The following is a 14,185-nucleotide window of genomic DNA, read 5'->3' on the forward strand; positions in this document are numbered from 1 at the left end:
GCTTTTTTCAGGGAGCACTCTCATGGTCTGGACTACGCACACCGTTTTTAACCAACCCAAGCCGCTGGGCAACAGCAACCTGTTTCTCTCCGATACGCCGCTGCGTGAAGCGTTGCAGCGCGAGCAAGGCGGTTGGGACGCCGAGGTATTGGCTTCGCTGGGCCAGCAGCTCGGCACGCAGGAGTCGCTGGAGCTGGGGCGGCTGGCCAACGCCAACCCGCCGGAGCTGCTGCGCTACGACGCCACCGGCCAGCGACTGGACGACGTCCGCTTTCACCCGGCCTGGCATATCCTGATGCAGGGGCTGATCGCCAACCGGGTGCACAACCTGCCCTGGCAGGAGGATGCGCGCATCGGTTCCTTCGTGGCGCGCGCCGCGCGCTTTATGCTGCATGCGCAGGTCGAGGCCGGCACGCTGTGCCCGGTGACCATGACCTTCGGCGCCACACCGCTGCTGCAGCAGGCGTTACCGGCCGAGTTTCGCTCCTGGCTGACGCCGTTGCTGTCGGATCGTTATGACGCTCACCTGCTGCCGGGCGGGCAAAAGCGCGGCCTGCTGATCGGCATGGGCATGACGGAGAAGCAGGGCGGCTCCGATGTTTTGAGCAATACCACCACCGCCGCGCCGCTCGGCGCGCGGGGGCCGGGCGAAGCCTACCGGCTGGTGGGGCACAAGTGGTTCTTCTCGGTGCCGCAGAGCGATGCGCACCTGGTGCTGGCGCAGGCCGAAGGCGGGCTGTCCTGCTTCTTCCTGCCGCGCATTTTGCCGGACGGCAGCCGCAACGCCATTCGCCTTGAGCGGTTGAAAGACAAGCTGGGCAACCGCTCCAACGCCAGCAGCGAGGTGGAGTTTCAGGATGCCACCGCCTGGCTGCTGGGCGATGAGGGCGACGGCGTGCGGCATATCCTGAAAATGGGCGGCCTGACCCGTTTCGACTGCTCGCTGGGCAGCCACGGCCTGATGCGCCGCGGGCTGTCGGTGGCGCTGTATCATGCGCTGCAGCGGCAGGCGTTCGGCAAATTGTTGATAGAACAACCGCTGATGCGCCAGGTCTTGGCGCGCATGGCGCTGCGGCTGGAAGGGCATACCGCGTTGCTGTTCCGGCTGGCCCGCGCCTGGGAGAGCCGCAGCAATGATGGCGAACTGATCTACAGCCGGCTGCTGACGCCGGCGGCCAAATACAGCATCTGCCGCCAGGGCATGCCGTTCATCGCCGAGGCGATGGAGGTGCTGGGCGGCATCGGTTACTGTGAGGAGAGCGAACTGCCGCGCCTGTATCGCGAGATGCCGGTGAACAGCATCTGGGAAGGTTCCGGCAACATCATGTGCCTGGACGTGTTGCGCAGCCTGCACAAATTGCCGGGTGCGCTTGAAATGCTGCAGTTCGAGCTGCAGCCGGTGCGTGGCCAGAATCGGTTGTTCGATCATGCCTGGCGGCAGTGGCAGCAGCGCGCCCGGCAACCGCGTGAAGAGATGGGGCTGCTGCTCACTCAACAGCTGTTCGACCTGTGCTGCGCCGCGCAGCTGCTGCAGCACGCCAGCCCGCAGATCGCCGACGCCTGGTGCCACCTGACGCTGGATCACCGCGGTGAGAGCCTGCTGTCGGCCGAGGTGTGCGAACTGCTGCTGAACCGTGCCATCGGCGGTTAGGGAAAAGGGTGGCGCGCGGCGGCGAAAACCTTTTTAATTCAGCCTCACTCTGACAGGAAAATGCACATGGATATTCTCAGCGCGTTGGCGGCGTTCGCCTCTTATTTCTTCAGCGGTTTCGCCATGATTTTGGTGTTTCTGTTCGTCTATACCCGCATCACCCCGCACGACGAATGGGCGTTGATCAAGGCCGATAATCAATCCGCCGCCTTTGCTTTTATCGGCGCTTGCCTGGGGTATGTGATCCCGCTGGCCAGCGCGGCGATCAACTCGATCAGCCTGCTGGATTACCTGCTGTGGGGCGTGGTGGCGCTGGTGGTGCAACTGCTGCTGTTCGCGGCTGTGAAGATCTACATGCCGCGCATCAGCGACAAGATCGAAGCCAACCATCTGGCCGCCGGGATTTTCCTGGGGGGCGTCTCCGTTAGCGGCGGCGTGTTGAATGCGGCGTGCATGAGCTACTAAAGGTATAAGATGGCCGAGGCGCGCCAGCCAAGCGGGTGCGCCTGTTCTTCCATCCGCAGGATGCGGTAATAGCTGGCGCCGTGTTGGTCGGCGGTGCGGGCGATGGCCAGTTCCGCCTCTTGCGGCGAGCCGGGCAGATCGCTGAAGGTGATCTCGGCGATTTCACTGAGCGGCGTCACGCGATCGGCGGGTGCCAGCTCGGCGGACTGTGCGCCGGTGCTGAGCAACCCCATGGAAAGCAAGAGGGAGGTGAGTGCGGTGGAGCGTTTCATGGCGTTCCCCTTCGTCAGATCCTGAATCGCACCCGCAACATGCGGCATGCTGTCCCTCAGTGTGCAACACCCTGCTTCAGCCTGTGCAAAGCCAGTGTAAATCTGCTTAAAAAATCCCCGCCTTAGCGATACAGGATCGCCTGGGAATACCATTGGCCCGGCACGACGGTTTCGCTGTTCATGATGATCACGTAATAACGGGCGCCGGCGGCGGTGGCCTTGCGTTGGATCTCCGCTTCCACGTCCATCGGGCTGCCGCGCACCACGGCGGTGACGGTGCCCATTTTCGCCAGCTCGGCGGTCTGCGCGCGAACGATCTCCTGCGCCTGTGCGGTGGGCGGCGGCGGCGGTTTCGGCGTGGTGGTCATGATGCCGCAGGCGGAAAGCTGTGCGGCCAGCGTCAGGGTAATGAGTGTGCGGGCAATCGTCATGGTGACCTCGTAAGCGCCGGTGCGATGGCTTCAGTGTAACGCAATATAAGCTGTAACAGATTGAGCTAACGCTGCTTCGCGCAAGTTTGTCATGATGAATGCCAACAGGTGAGTTGAGGATGAACGGATGATCGAAATTCATGACGAGCGGGTTGGCGATATCGCGGTGATTCATGCGGTGCCGGCGGGGCAGTATCATCGGCCGCTGCCGACGGTGTTCTTCTGCCATGGCTATACCTCGTCGAAAGAGGTGTACGCTTATTTCGCCTATGCGCTGGCGCGCGCCGGTTTTCGGGCGGTGCTGCCGGATGCCGATCGGCACGGCGAGCGGTTCGACGGCGATGAGACGCGGCGCCTGGCGGCGTTTTGGGAGATCCTGCGCGGCAATATCGACGAGCTGCCACAGATCAAGGCACATTTTGAGCGGCTTGGCCTGATCGCCGACGGCCGCATCGGCGTCGCCGGCGCCTCAATGGGCGGCATGACCGCGCTTGGCGCCTTCGCGCGCTTCCCGTGGATCCGGGCGGCCGCCAGCCTGATGGGCTCCGGCTATTACCGTTCACTGGCGCAAACGCTGTATCCGCCGTTGGGCGAAGAGGGCGAGGCGCTCTCGCCGGCGGCGTTTGCCGCGCGTACCGCCGTGCTGGCGGAATATGAGCTGGAAGGGCGTTTGGAGACGATAGCCGGGCGGCCGTTGTTGCTGTGGCACGGCGAGACGGACGACGTGGTGCCGGCGGCGGACAGCCTGCGTTTGGCGGCCGAACTGCGGCGGCAAGGCGCGGATGGCCGTTTGACGTCGCTCGTCGAGCCGGGGGTGAAGCACCGCATCACGCCGTTGGCGCTGTCCGCCACGGTCGACTTTTTCCGCCGCGAGCTGTGATGCGCCGCCGGGCACGATGCATGGAATTGCAGCGCTCTGTGCCTGCTGTTTCGGGCATTGTTTCATGCATGTCGGAGGAGAATGTCAGCGTGAATTCTTTCAGGGCAGCAAGGAGCAGAGGGCATGATAAAAAGCATCGGCAGTGCGGCCGGCTTAATGGGAACGATAAAAGCGCGCGCCGAGCTTAACTCAGCGGCCTTCAGCGAGATGCTGGAGGCAGCCGACGACAAGGTGCGGCAAAACAAGGCGCATCCGCTGTCGCGCATTACCGCGCAGACGGTGCAAAACATGACGGCGCTGTTCGCCTGCGTGCCGAAAGCGGCTGCCATTCACACTGCGGCGCCGGGAGCACTCTCGTTCGAACAGCGGGCGACCCTGGCGGAAAGTGCCGATCTGCTGCAAATGCGCACTCACTATCTGCGGATGGCGTTGCAGTTGCACAATCCGGGCAAGGCGCTCAACGCGCCGGCGTTGCTCAAGCTCTGATTGGCGGGGGAAGCGGAGCGCCCAACGGGCGGCGCTCCGGTGCGGACTGAACGGGCTTTCTGATGAAGCCCTGGGATTTCCCTGGCGTGGCGCGTCTCTTTAGCGGTACAGCTCGGCGCTGACGTGCATCGTGCTGTTGTCGCCCGGTTCGTGCAGGGCGATGATGCGATAAGAGCTTGCGCCGCGTTGGTCGGCGATTTTACTGACCTGGCTGCTGGCGTCGTCCGGCGAAACCACATTCTGGTTCAGGGTGACGAAGCCGACGCTTTGGCGTTGATCGGCCTGGTGCGAGGTGATCTCCGTCGCAGCCATCACATTGGCGGAGAACAGGGCGGCCAGCGCCGTCGTGAGAATAATGCGTTTCATAGTGCCTCTCTTACTTTTTGCCGTTACGGCCTGACAGCGAGTGTCGCTGCGGCAAAAAGTCATTTATCTGCATTGAATAACCTGGGATCTTTTTCGTCGCGCTGTCTGCGGCGGATATGGTTAATTTTAGTCCGTTGCCGGCGATTAAAAAGCGGGGTGTTTTGAAGACATCTTTCAAAAAAAGTGAAATAGATTTGTGACTCAGCGCTGATTTCATTGAAAGATTTTTGAAACTGATGGATCGGCGTACATAGGTTCACTCACGAGCAAATCGTGCTATTTCCCATAGCGCCTCGCATTAACGCGAATAAAACCCACGCAGTCCTTGAGTTTCCCGCCCTACGTCAGTATGATTACGCGTCATTTTTCAGCCGCACACTAAACACGTTCCTTGCTTCCATGGGCCGCGGTTGACCCTGACAGGAGGCTGAATAATCCGTAAGGAGCAATTCGATGCGTCATTACGAAATCGTTTTTATGGTCCATCCTGACCAAAGCGAACAGGTTCCGGGCATGATCGAGCGTTACAGTGCTACCATCACTAACGCGCAAGGTCAGATTCACCGTCTGGAAGACTGGGGCCGCCGTCAGCTGGCTTATCCGATCAACAAACTGCACAAAGCTCACTACGTTCTGCTGAACGTTGAAGCGCCGCAGGAAGCGATCGATGAGCTGGAAACTAACTTCCGCTTCAACGACGCCGTTATCCGCAGCATGGTTATGCGCGTTAAGCACGCGGTAACCGAAGCATCTCCGATGGTTAAAGCGAAAGACGAACGTCGTGGCGATCGCCGCGAAGACTTCGCTAACGAAACCGCAGATGATGCAGATGCTGGGGATTCTGAAGAGTAATTGCCGCCGTGACGGCTAATCGTCTGGTTTTGTCGGGCACTGTGTGCAAGGCGCCGGTTCGAAAAGTGAGTCCTTCCGGGATACCGCACTGCCAATTTGTGCTAGAGCACCGTTCGCAGCAGACGGAAGCCGGATTCAGCAGACAAGCATGGTGCCGAATGCCCGTGGTTGTCAGCGGACAACAGTCACAAGCACTAACTCAAAGATTAACGGTCGGCAGTCAGATTACCGTGCAAGGCTTTGTAAGCTGCCATCAAGGGCGCAACGGGCTGAGCAAATTGGTTCTGCATGCCGAGCAGATTGAATTGATAGATTCTGGAGACTAGCCAAATGGCACGTTATTTCCGTCGTCGCAAGTTCTGCCGTTTCACCGCGGAAGGCGTTCAAGAGATTGACTATAAAGACATCGCTACGCTGAAAAACTACATCACCGAAAGTGGTAAAATTGTACCGAGCCGTATCACCGGTACTCGTGCAAAATATCAGCGCCAGCTGGCCCGTGCTATCAAGCGCGCGCGCTACCTGTCTTTGTTGCCGTACACTGATCGTCATCAGTAATCGGCCACTGTCCATTAACGACTTTGAGAGGATAAGGTAATGCAAGTTATTCTGCTTGATAAAGTAGCAAACCTGGGCAGCCTGGGTGATCAAGTTAACGTTAAAGCGGGCTACGCTCGTAACTTCCTGGTACCACAGGGCAAAGCTGTTCCTGCTACCAAGAAAAACGTTGAGTTCTTCGAAGCACGCCGTGCTGAACTGGAAGCCAAACTGGCTGACGTTCTGGCTGCTGCTGAAGCTCGCGCAACCAAGATCAACGAACTGGGTTCAGTCACCATCGCTTCCAAATCTGGCGACGAAGGTAAACTGTTCGGCTCTATCGGCACCCGCGACATCGCTGACGCAGTGACTGCGGCAGGCGTTGAAGTTGCCAAGAGCGAAGTTCGTCTGCCGAACGGCGTTCTGCGTACCACTGGCGAGCACGAAGTGCACTTCCAGGTACACAGCGACGTGTTCGCACAGCTGAATGTAGTTGTGGTTGCAGAAGCGTAATTTACGCTGCTGTTAACCGGTTAAAACGCCAGCCTCGCGCTGGCGTTTTGCTTTTCTGCGCCCGGCAAAACGCGCTACGCTTGAAGACGGGATGAAAAGGAGAGCGTGCGATGGCAACGATTACGTTACAGCGGGTTTACGATTTCAGCGCGCCGGCGCCGGAACACTGTTATCTGATAGACCGGCTATGGCCGCGGGGCATCAGCAAAGAGCGGTTGACGGGCGTGCAGTGGTTGAAACAGGTGGCGCCGGATGGCGAGCTGCGCAAGTGGTTCCATCAGCATACCGACCAGTGGGAAGCCTTTGAGACGCGCTATCGCCAACAGCTGGTGGCCAACGACGCCTGGCAGCCGCTGGTGGCGCTGTTACGGCAGGGACAAGCGCTGACGCTGCTGTATGGCAGCAAAGATACCGAGCACAATCAGGGCGTGGTGCTGCGCGAGTTTCTGCTGGCGCAGCTGTAGAGATTAGCGTTCCCGGCGGTAGCTGCCGTCGGCCTGGCGGCGGAACAGCGCCTGGCTGTTGTCTGCCGTGGTGACCGACAGCGCGCTAATCACACCGTTGGCGTCGCGTTCGATGCGCACTTCCTGGCCGGCTTTCATGTTGCTCAGCGGCTTGTCGCCGCCTTCCACCTGCGCCATGGCGAACACTTCATTCACCGGCAGATTGTTGTCGCGAAACAGTTGGGCCAGGGTCTGGCCGGGCTGGATCTGATAACGCTGCCAGTTGCCCGCCGGCGTCGGTTCGTTGGCAGGCGTGGCGGCGCTACCGCCGTTTTGCAGCTCGGCCTGCAGCGGCACGCTGGTTTCCTGCTGAGAGACCGGGAACGGCTGTCTTTCGGGCGAGTAGGGCCATAGCAACGCCAGCAGCAGAATGATGCCGAAGATCAGCACCCAGCGGCGATGAAAGTAGGGCAGCGGTTCCATCCAATGGAAACCGTCCGGCAGATGCCAGACTTTAATCAGCAGCGCTTTGACCCGCTGCATTTTGTCGTTGGCCGACGGCGGCTCCGATGGCGGTTCCGCGCCTTCAGCCGTGGGTGCGGCGCCCGGTTTCAGGCGCTGGCTGATGTTCAGCCAGGTGCGCAGCAGCGGCTGGTAGATGCGGGTGGTTTTCCTTCTCCTGGGCGCGATTCTGCCCATGGTGACCTCTCTTCGACGGCGTAATAATCAGTGCGGCGCGGCAAACGCGTCGCCTGCCCGATATCCTGCTTTCAGTATAGTCCGCTAACTGATTGAAGTGAAAGGCGGCTGAGCGGCAGAGCCGGGGTTTGCGGCTGCGGGCGTTAACAGAAGGTTATTGTTTCTTTTTCTACGACAAAAGTCATCATTCTCCACACAAGATTTTACCCGGCATTGACGCGCTGTTATGCTGCGCTTTCGACTTTTTACAGACTTAAGGAAAACCCCATGACAACCCCTTCTTTTGACAGCGTTGAAGCGCAAGCAAGTTACGGGATTGGTTTACAGGTCGGCCAGCAGCTGCAAGAGTCCGGGCTGGAAGGTTTGCAACCGGAAGCTTTGCTGGCGGGTTTGCGTGACGCGCTGGAAGGGAATGCCCCGGCGGTTCCGGTAGACGTGGTGCACCGTGCGCTGCGTGAAATCCACGAGCGTGCGGACGCGGTGCGCCGCGAACGCCAGCAGGCGATGGCGGTTGAAGGCCAGAAATTCCTGGACGACAACGCCAAGCGCGACGACGTGACGCTGACCGAGTCTGGCCTGCAGTTCTCCGTACTGGAGCAGGGCAACGGCCCAATCCCGTCCCGTCAGGATCGCGTGCGCGTGCACTACACTGGCCGTCTGATCAACGGTGACGTGTTCGACAGCTCGGTTGAGCGCGGCCAGCCGGCGGAATTCCCGGTCAGCGGCGTGATCCCAGGCTGGATCGAAGCGCTGACCCTGATGCCGGTCGGTTCCAAATGGCAGCTGTATATCCCGCACAACCTGGCCTACGGCGAGCGTGGCGCAGGCGCGTCCATCCCGCCGTTCAGCGCGCTGGTGTTCGACGTCGAGCTGCTGGAAATCCTGTAATCCCACCGAGGATTGTTCTGGGCGCCTTCGTGGCGCCCTTATTTTATGCGCCGCGCAGACGGGCGATGAATGGCCGGGCGCGCCGGCCATAAACCGTGTTACTTACCGCTTAAATCGATGCGATAAACCGCGAAGCCGATGCTGTCGCTGCCTGCGGCGCTCATCGGATATTGGGCGTGCTCTTTGATAAACCTTGTCGCTTTGTCCGAAGGCGAGGTCTCGAAGCGGATATCCAGCGGCTGCTGGCTGCTGAAGTTCGCCAAACGCCAGTTGTTGTCCGCCTGCGGGCGCACCGCGCCATGCCGCTGGGTTTCGGCGCTGATGTAGGCCGCCAGCACCGAGCGGTTTTCATCCGGCGAAGCGAAGGCGATATGTTTGTCGCCGGTGCCGGCAAATTTGCCGCCGTAGGCGCGGTAGTTGTTGGTGGCGACCAGGAAGGTGGCGTTCGGATCGATCGGCTTGCCGTTGAAGGTCAGCTGCTTGATACGCTCCGCCTTGTCGTTGATCAGTTGGCATTCGCCGTCGTAGCGCGCCGGCTGGCTGACGTCGATCTGGTAGTTGACGCCGTCGATCACGTCGAAGTTATAGGTGCGGAAGCCGTCCCAGTTGATCAAGCCCTGCGGCTTGGCGCTATTGACGTCGATCTGGTTGAACTGGCCGGCGGAGCACTCCAGCCACTCTTTCACCTCTTTGCCGCTCGCCTTCACCACCACCAACGTATTGGGGTAGAGATAGAGATCGGCGGCGTTGCGGAAGGTGAGCTGGCCTTTTTCCACTTCGACGAAGCTGGCGGGATCGTTCTTGCGGCCGCCGACCTTGAACGGCGCCGCCGCCGACAGCACCGGCAGATCGGCCAGATCCGGGTCGCCCTGGATGTAATGTTCGACGTAGGCCTTCTGCGCATTGTTGACGATTTGCACCGTCGGATCGTCCTGCACCAGCGCCAGATAGCTGTACATGTTGCCGTCGGATTTACCGATCGGCTGGCTGACGAACTCGCGCGTGCCCTTGTGATCGTCCGCCAACACCTTCACCAGCGCGGCGTCTTCCGCCGCCAGCGATTTCTTGTTCTCTTTGTCGTAGATCGGCCGTGCTTCCGCGTTGGCGGCGGTCACTTTCCAGCTGCCGCCATCGTTGTTGAGCTGCAGATCGACCACGCCGAGATGGTCGCCCCATTGGCCCGGCATCACCGCCGGCACGCCGTTCAGCAGGCCTTTGTCGATATCCGCGCCTTTGATGTTGGCAAAGTCCTTGCTCGGGAACACCGCATGGGCGTGGCCGAACATGATGGCGTCGATGCCCGGCACCTGGCTGAGGTAATAGACCGAGTTTTCCGCCATCGCCTTGTAAGGCTCGCTGGACAGCCCGGAATGCGGGATCGCCACCACCAGATCGGCGCCCTCTTTACGCATCTGCGGCACGTAGCGCTTGGCGGTAGCGGTGATGTCGTCCACCGTCACTTTGCCCTGCAGGTTGGCCTTGTCCCACACCAGGATCTGCGGCGGCACGAAGCCGATGTAGCCGATGCGCAGCGTATGCGCCTTGCCGTCGCGATCTTTCACCGGCGTATCGACGATGATGTACGGCGTGAACAGCGGTTTTTGCGTTTTGGCGTCGATGACGTTGGCGTTGATATACGGGAATTTGGCGCCGGCGATGGCGTTCTTCAGGTAGTCCAGCCCATAGTTGAACTCATGGTTGCCGATGTTGCCGACGACGTAGTCCAGCGTGTTCATCGCCTTATAGACCGGGTGCACGTCGCCCGGTTTCAGCCCCTTGGCCGCCATGTAGTCGCCGAGCGGGCTGCCCTGAATGATGTCGCCGTTGTCCACCAACACCGCGTTGGCGGCCTGCTGGCGCGCCTGTTGGATCAGGCTGGCGGTGCGCACCAGGCCGAACTTGTCGGTCGGCGTGTCCTTGTAGTAATCGAAGTCCATCATGTTGCTGTGCAGATCGGTGGTTTCCAGCACGCGCAGATCGACGGTGGCCGCTTGCGCGGAGGCGCACACCAGCAGCGCAAGCGCGGACAGCGTCAGTGGATGCTTCATCATTTGGGATTCTCTCCATTCCATTATTCGAGTGTTATCGCAGAGGGAAATGTAATTAACACTGCTTGCCACAGTAAACTGTGAAGTGTGGCAGAAAACGGCGGCGGGTAACGCGGGGAAGTTCACAGTTGTGTCCAACAAGAAATGAGGAATTCCCGAGGCTTAGGCGGTTGAGATGGATATTCGGCGTAAAAAAAACTAGTCTGCTAGCAGAGACAGGGGGAAATTTCCCACGGAGATGCGGAGTTGAGGTGCATGATGTTAGAGCGAATTTGCCAACTGTCCCGCGAGGCGGGGGCGGCGATCATGGCGGTGTACGATGGTGAACAACCGCTTGATGTTGCACAGAAAAAAGATGATTCACCGGTGACGGCGGCCGATCTGGCGGCACATCACATCATCAAGCGCGGCCTGGCGGCGCTGACACCGGAGGTGCCGCTGCTGTCGGAAGAGGATCCGCCGGCGTGGGAAGAGCGCCGCAGCTGGACGCGCTACTGGCTGGTCGATCCGTTGGACGGCACCAAAGAGTTTTTACATCGCAATGGCGAGTTTACGGTCAATATCGCCCTGATTGAAGACGGGCAGGCGGTGATGGGGGTGGTGTACGCCCCGGCGATCGACGTGTTGTATCTGGCGGAGCGCGGTAAGGCCTGGAAAGAAGAGAAGGGCGTGCGGCAGGCGATCGGCGTCAGCAACGCGCATCCGCCGCTGGTGGTGGTGAGCCGCTCGCATATCGATGACGAACTGAAAGATTATTTGCAGCAGTTGGGCGAGCACCAGACCGTGTCAGTCGGTTCCTCGCTGAAGTTCTGTCTGGTGGCGGAAGGCAAGGCGCAGCTCTATCCGCGCTTCGGGCCGACCAACATTTGGGATACCGCCGCAGGGCATGCGGTGGCGGTGGCCGCCGGGGCGCAAATTCACGATTGGCAGGGTAAGCCATTGCTCTATACCCCGCGTGAATCTTTCCTCAACCCCGGCTTCCGGGTGTCGCTGTTCTGAGTCAGTTCGCCAACAGCTGGTGCAGCTTGGACATCACCTGCTGCACCTCTTCCGGCGTCAGCGCGCCGTCTTTGGCGAACTGGATGCGCCCTTGCTTATCCAGCACCACGATGGCGGAGCCTTTCGGCTGCAGATCCCAGGCTTTGCGCACGTTGCCGTCGCTGTCGACGATAAACTGCGACCATGGGAACTCCTTCTTGCTGTCTTCAATACTGCTGCGCACGAACATCGCGGTGCCCATCAGGGCATCGTCGGTGTTGACGATTGTCGTCGTTTGGTAACGATCGTGTGGTAGCTTCGCCTTCTTGATCGCTTCAATCAGTGGGTCGTTCATGTCTTTGGCGGAGCTGCGGCCGGCAATATGTTGTATCACTCGCACTTTTCCACTGAGCTGCGCGCTGTTCCAGTTCTGATAGCTAAAATTACCGTCAGCGTAATTGAGCTCTCCTTTGTCGCTGACGCCGACCGGCGCCACGCGCTGCTGGAGCTGGAAGTTGTGCGCGGAAGCGAAAAGCGGGGCGAGCAGCAGGGATACCATCAGCATGCGACTTGTTTTCATGCTTTCTCCTTGTAATGGGGGGAATTTGTGCGACAGCACTTCGACAGCCTAAAGCATAGGATGTGATAAGAGGTCTGTCCTGTTAACCGGATCGCAGATTTTCCCTTGGTTCGCTAATCATCAGATTTTGAAGGGATATCCTGAAAACGTTATAAATTATCATATACAATTCTGTCAAAAAGTGTAAATCCAGCGTAGATATCCGGGCAGAAGTGAACGTTCTGGTCTTTACTGGGTCTACTACATGCAATCAAGTTGCGTTCTGAATTTCGAGGCTGCCACCTTTGGCGGCTCGCTGAGCGCATGGATCAACGGGAGGAGCGTAAAAGAATGAGAATCTTCCAGCGTTATAACCCTTTGAAAGTGGCAAAGTACGTTAAGACCCTGTTTCGCGGAAGGCTGTATATCAAGGACGTGGGCGCATTTGAATTCGACGAGGGGAAAATCCTGCCGCCGAAGATTCGCGACAAGCGCCATTTCAGCGTGATGTCTGAAGTGAACCGTCAGGTGCTGCTGTTGCAGACCGAGATGGGGTGAGCACCTCGCTGACAGCGGTAAAAAAATGCGGCCCCGATGGGGCCGCTGATGTTTTTGTCCTTCGCGCCGTCAGGCCGCAGGCGTGTCGTCCGGCGCTTTCGGCAGCACCGCCGCCGGTTTGTCGCTCAGCCGGGTGACCAGCAGCTGATCTATCTTGTAGCTGTCGATATCCACCACTTCGAACTTGTAGCCGGCGTATTTGACGAAGTCGGTGCGTTTCGGGATCTTGCGCAGCATATACATCATAAAGCCGCCAATGGTTTCGTAGTTGCCCGCCTGCGGGAACTCGTCGATATCCAGCACGCGCATCACGTCGTCGATCGGCGTGCCGCCTTCAATCAGCCATGAGCTTTCGTCGCGCGCCACGATCTGCTCTTCCTGGCCCTGGCCGACCAGATCGCCCATCAGCGTGGTCATCACGTCGTTAAGGGTGATGATGCCCACCACCAACGCATATTCATTGAGGATCACCGCGAAGTCTTCGCCGGCGGTTTTGAAGCTTTCCAGCGCTTCGGACAGCGTCAGCGTGTCCGGCACGATCAACGCCGAGCGGATCTGCACGCCGCTGCTCAGCACCAGGCTCTGGTTGCCCAGCACGCGGTTCAGCAGGTCTTTGGAATCGACGTAGCCGACCACCTGATCGATATGGCCGTCGCACACCAGGAACTTGGAGTGCGGATGGGTCGAGACTTTCTCCTTGATGCTCTCTTCGCTTTCGCGCAGATCGAAGTACACCACGCTTTCGCGCGAGGTCATCGAAGACGGCACGGTGCGCGATTCCAGTTCGAACACGTTTTCAATCAGCTCGTGCTCCTGCTTGCGCAGTACGCCCGCCAGGGCGCCGGCTTCCACCACCGCGTAGATGTCATCGGAGGTGATGTCGTCTTTACGCACCATCGGCAGCTTGAACATACGGAAGATCAGGTTGGCCATGCCGTTGAAGAACCACACCAGCGGGCGGAAGATCATGATGGAGAAACGCATCGGGTTGATGATCCGGACGGCGACCGTCTCTGGTGCAATCATACCGATGCGCTTCGGGGTCAAATCGGCGAACAGGATAAACAGGCTGGTCACCAGCACGAAAGAGCAGATGAAGCTGACCTGTTCCGCCAATTCGGGCGACAGGAAACGATCGAACAACACCTTGAAAGTGGGCGAGAAAGCCGCGTCGCCGACGATACCGCCGAGGATGGCCACGGCGTTCAGGCCGATCTGCACCACGGTGAAAAAGATGCCAGGGGTTTCTTGCAGCTTGAGCACTCTGGCGGCGTTGACGTTACCTTCGTCTGCCATCAGCTTCAGTTTGATCTTGCGCGAGGCGGCCAGAGAGATTTCCGACAGTGAGAAGAACGCACTCACCGCGATCAGAAAAAGAATCAGTAAAATACTGTTTAACATAATCTATCCATACGTGCCGACGGGATGCCGGCGCTCTTGAGGAAGGGTAGTACATAGTAAAAAAAGCAGCGATAACAACCAGAAGGGAAGCTATCGGGCCGCAGAAGCGGCCCGCATAGTATAGCAGTTGCCCCACAGGGGCCGCCAGCGGTTAAAAA

At 59.3% G+C, this 14,185-nt stretch carries 20 protein-coding genes; 12 read left to right on the forward strand and 8 right to left on the reverse strand.

Annotated features, from left to right (window positions below; all coding sequences use genetic code 11):
• Positions 1-22 precede the first annotated feature (22 nt).
• Both ACJ8PN_RS11085 and ACJ8PN_RS11090 read left to right on the forward strand, forming a co-directional pair.
• Entirely contained in the window at positions 23-1,651 is a 1,629-nt protein-coding gene (locus ACJ8PN_RS11085; protein ID WP_351108808.1) for an isovaleryl-CoA dehydrogenase, read from the forward strand.
• 66 nt (positions 1,652-1,717) lie between these two features.
• Entirely contained in the window at positions 1,718-2,116 is a 399-nt protein-coding gene (locus tag ACJ8PN_RS11090) for a DUF350 domain-containing protein (protein WP_015376394.1), read from the forward strand.
• On the opposite strand, the gene ACJ8PN_RS11095 is transcribed toward ACJ8PN_RS11090, so the two are convergent.
• The gene (locus ACJ8PN_RS11095) at positions 2,113-2,388 is read right to left on the reverse strand and encodes a DUF1471 domain-containing protein (protein WP_028127568.1); all 276 of its coding nucleotides are present in this window, start codon (positions 2,386-2,388) and stop codon (positions 2,113-2,115) included. The two genes, ACJ8PN_RS11090 and ACJ8PN_RS11095, sit on opposite strands and share 4 nt — an antisense overlap.
• 122 nt (positions 2,389-2,510) lie before the next feature.
• A complete protein-coding gene (gene bsmA / locus ACJ8PN_RS11100) occupies positions 2,511-2,819 on the reverse strand; it encodes a biofilm peroxide resistance protein BsmA (RefSeq protein WP_102948092.1) in 309 nt (102 codons plus the stop codon).
• A 127-nt stretch (positions 2,820-2,946) separates the two neighbouring features.
• On the opposite strand from bsmA, the gene yjfP reads away from it, so the two are divergent.
• Complete coding sequence (gene yjfP / locus ACJ8PN_RS11105) at positions 2,947-3,699, forward strand: esterase (RefSeq protein ID WP_442534940.1); 753 nt, start codon at positions 2,947-2,949, stop codon at positions 3,697-3,699.
• A 123-nt stretch (positions 3,700-3,822) separates the two neighbouring features.
• On the forward strand, positions 3,823-4,185 hold the full coding sequence (locus tag ACJ8PN_RS11110; protein ID WP_099982117.1) for a hypothetical protein: 363 nt from the start codon (positions 3,823-3,825) through the stop codon (positions 4,183-4,185).
• A gap of 99 nt (positions 4,186-4,284) precedes the next feature.
• On the opposite strand, the gene ACJ8PN_RS11115 is transcribed toward ACJ8PN_RS11110, so the two are convergent.
• Both ACJ8PN_RS11115 and ACJ8PN_RS11120 read right to left on the reverse strand, forming a co-directional pair.
• A complete protein-coding gene (locus ACJ8PN_RS11115) occupies positions 4,285-4,551 on the reverse strand; it encodes a DUF1471 domain-containing protein (RefSeq protein WP_033631615.1) in 267 nt (88 codons plus the stop codon).
• 10 nt (positions 4,552-4,561) lie between these two features.
• Complete coding sequence (locus tag ACJ8PN_RS11120) at positions 4,562-4,768, reverse strand: hypothetical protein (RefSeq protein WP_442534941.1); 207 nt, start codon at positions 4,766-4,768, stop codon at positions 4,562-4,564.
• A 236-nt stretch (positions 4,769-5,004) separates the two neighbouring features.
• Between ACJ8PN_RS11120 and rpsF the strand changes: the two genes are divergently transcribed.
• From rpsF to ACJ8PN_RS11145, 5 genes are all read left to right on the forward strand, one after another.
• Positions 5,005-5,403, forward strand: a complete 399-nt coding sequence (gene rpsF, locus ACJ8PN_RS11125; protein ID WP_004933634.1) for a 30S ribosomal protein S6 — start codon at positions 5,005-5,007, stop codon at positions 5,401-5,403.
• An 8-nt stretch (positions 5,404-5,411) separates the two neighbouring features.
• Positions 5,412-5,729, forward strand: coding sequence for a primosomal replication protein N (gene priB, locus ACJ8PN_RS11130; RefSeq protein ID WP_004933632.1), 318 nt, complete (start codon positions 5,412-5,414; stop codon positions 5,727-5,729).
• 4 nt (positions 5,730-5,733) lie between these two features.
• Positions 5,734-5,961, forward strand: a complete 228-nt coding sequence (gene rpsR / locus ACJ8PN_RS11135) for a 30S ribosomal protein S18 (protein ID WP_000135199.1) — start codon at positions 5,734-5,736, stop codon at positions 5,959-5,961.
• A 39-nt stretch (positions 5,962-6,000) separates the two neighbouring features.
• The gene (gene rplI / locus ACJ8PN_RS11140) at positions 6,001-6,453 is read left to right on the forward strand and encodes a 50S ribosomal protein L9 (RefSeq protein WP_004933629.1); all 453 of its coding nucleotides are present in this window, start codon (positions 6,001-6,003) and stop codon (positions 6,451-6,453) included.
• A 110-nt stretch (positions 6,454-6,563) separates the two neighbouring features.
• A complete protein-coding gene (locus tag ACJ8PN_RS11145) occupies positions 6,564-6,917 on the forward strand; it encodes a DUF488 domain-containing protein (protein WP_442534942.1) in 354 nt (117 codons plus the stop codon).
• Positions 6,918-6,920: 3 nt separating this feature from the next.
• Here the strand turns inward: ACJ8PN_RS11145 and ACJ8PN_RS11150 are convergent, their stop codons facing one another.
• Positions 6,921-7,595, reverse strand: coding sequence for an OapA family protein (locus ACJ8PN_RS11150; protein WP_016929348.1), 675 nt, complete (start codon positions 7,593-7,595; stop codon positions 6,921-6,923).
• 267 nt (positions 7,596-7,862) lie between these two features.
• Between ACJ8PN_RS11150 and fklB the strand changes: the two genes are divergently transcribed.
• Positions 7,863-8,483 (forward strand): FKBP-type peptidyl-prolyl cis-trans isomerase, encoded by a 621-nt coding sequence (gene fklB, locus ACJ8PN_RS11155; RefSeq protein WP_004933618.1) that lies wholly within the window; start codon positions 7,863-7,865, stop codon positions 8,481-8,483.
• Positions 8,484-8,581: 98 nt separating this feature from the next.
• Here fklB and ACJ8PN_RS11160 read toward each other — a convergent pair whose 3' ends face one another.
• Positions 8,582-10,534, reverse strand: a complete 1,953-nt coding sequence (locus ACJ8PN_RS11160; protein ID WP_049278073.1) for a bifunctional 2',3'-cyclic-nucleotide 2'-phosphodiesterase/3'-nucleotidase — start codon at positions 10,532-10,534, stop codon at positions 8,582-8,584.
• 255 nt (positions 10,535-10,789) lie between these two features.
• Between ACJ8PN_RS11160 and cysQ the strand changes: the two genes are divergently transcribed.
• Positions 10,790-11,530 (forward strand): 3'(2'),5'-bisphosphate nucleotidase CysQ, encoded by a 741-nt coding sequence (gene cysQ, locus ACJ8PN_RS11165; protein WP_004933611.1) that lies wholly within the window; start codon positions 10,790-10,792, stop codon positions 11,528-11,530.
• A gap of 1 nt (position 11,531) precedes the next feature.
• On the opposite strand, the gene ACJ8PN_RS11170 is transcribed toward cysQ, so the two are convergent.
• Positions 11,532-12,089, reverse strand: coding sequence for a YtfJ family protein (locus tag ACJ8PN_RS11170; RefSeq protein WP_025159587.1), 558 nt, complete (start codon positions 12,087-12,089; stop codon positions 11,532-11,534).
• 330 nt (positions 12,090-12,419) lie between these two features.
• On the opposite strand from ACJ8PN_RS11170, the gene ACJ8PN_RS11175 reads away from it, so the two are divergent.
• The gene (locus tag ACJ8PN_RS11175; protein ID WP_004933604.1) at positions 12,420-12,626 is read left to right on the forward strand and encodes a DUF1107 domain-containing protein; all 207 of its coding nucleotides are present in this window, start codon (positions 12,420-12,422) and stop codon (positions 12,624-12,626) included.
• 69 nt (positions 12,627-12,695) lie between these two features.
• Here ACJ8PN_RS11175 and ACJ8PN_RS11180 read toward each other — a convergent pair whose 3' ends face one another.
• On the reverse strand, positions 12,696-14,027 hold the full coding sequence (locus ACJ8PN_RS11180) for a hemolysin family protein (protein WP_004933603.1): 1,332 nt from the start codon (positions 14,025-14,027) through the stop codon (positions 12,696-12,698).
• Positions 14,028-14,185: the final 158 nt, after the last annotated feature.

The organism is Serratia sp. CY76391 (genome assembly GCF_052166695.1).
Lineage (GTDB): Bacteria > Pseudomonadota > Gammaproteobacteria > Enterobacterales > Enterobacteriaceae > Serratia > Serratia nematodiphila.

Bases quoted from the DNA above. Each gene is read 5' to 3' on its own strand.
- ACJ8PN_RS11085 (WP_351108808.1), top strand. From the start codon at position 23: ATGGTCTGGACTACGCACACCGTTTTTAACCAACCCAAGCCGCTGGGC.
- ACJ8PN_RS11090 (WP_015376394.1), top strand. From the start codon at position 1,718: ATGGATATTCTCAGCGCGTTGGCGGCGTTCGCCTCTTATTTCTTCAGC.
- ACJ8PN_RS11095 (WP_028127568.1), bottom strand. From the start codon at position 2,388: ATGAAACGCTCCACCGCACTCACCTCCCTCTTGCTTTCCATGGGGTTG.
- bsmA (WP_102948092.1), bottom strand. From the start codon at position 2,819: ATGACGATTGCCCGCACACTCATTACCCTGACGCTGGCCGCACAGCTT.
- yjfP (WP_442534940.1), top strand. From the start codon at position 2,947: ATGATCGAAATTCATGACGAGCGGGTTGGCGATATCGCGGTGATTCAT.
- ACJ8PN_RS11110 (WP_099982117.1), top strand. From the start codon at position 3,823: ATGATAAAAAGCATCGGCAGTGCGGCCGGCTTAATGGGAACGATAAAA.
- ACJ8PN_RS11115 (WP_033631615.1), bottom strand. From the start codon at position 4,551: ATGAAACGCATTATTCTCACGACGGCGCTGGCCGCCCTGTTCTCCGCC.
- ACJ8PN_RS11120 (WP_442534941.1), bottom strand. From the start codon at position 4,768: ATGAAATCAGCGCTGAGTCACAAATCTATTTCACTTTTTTTGAAAGAT.
- rpsF (WP_004933634.1), top strand. From the start codon at position 5,005: ATGCGTCATTACGAAATCGTTTTTATGGTCCATCCTGACCAAAGCGAA.
- rpsR (WP_000135199.1), top strand. From the start codon at position 5,734: ATGGCACGTTATTTCCGTCGTCGCAAGTTCTGCCGTTTCACCGCGGAA.
- rplI (WP_004933629.1), top strand. From the start codon at position 6,001: ATGCAAGTTATTCTGCTTGATAAAGTAGCAAACCTGGGCAGCCTGGGT.
- ACJ8PN_RS11145 (WP_442534942.1), top strand. From the start codon at position 6,564: ATGGCAACGATTACGTTACAGCGGGTTTACGATTTCAGCGCGCCGGCG.
- ACJ8PN_RS11150 (WP_016929348.1), bottom strand. From the start codon at position 7,595: ATGGGCAGAATCGCGCCCAGGAGAAGGAAAACCACCCGCATCTACCAG.
- fklB (WP_004933618.1), top strand. From the start codon at position 7,863: ATGACAACCCCTTCTTTTGACAGCGTTGAAGCGCAAGCAAGTTACGGG.
- ACJ8PN_RS11160 (WP_049278073.1), bottom strand. From the start codon at position 10,534: ATGATGAAGCATCCACTGACGCTGTCCGCGCTTGCGCTGCTGGTGTGC.
- cysQ (WP_004933611.1), top strand. From the start codon at position 10,790: ATGTTAGAGCGAATTTGCCAACTGTCCCGCGAGGCGGGGGCGGCGATC.
- ACJ8PN_RS11170 (WP_025159587.1), bottom strand. From the start codon at position 12,089: ATGAAAACAAGTCGCATGCTGATGGTATCCCTGCTGCTCGCCCCGCTT.
- ACJ8PN_RS11175 (WP_004933604.1), top strand. From the start codon at position 12,420: ATGAGAATCTTCCAGCGTTATAACCCTTTGAAAGTGGCAAAGTACGTT.
- ACJ8PN_RS11180 (WP_004933603.1), bottom strand. From the start codon at position 14,027: ATGTTAAACAGTATTTTACTGATTCTTTTTCTGATCGCGGTGAGTGCG.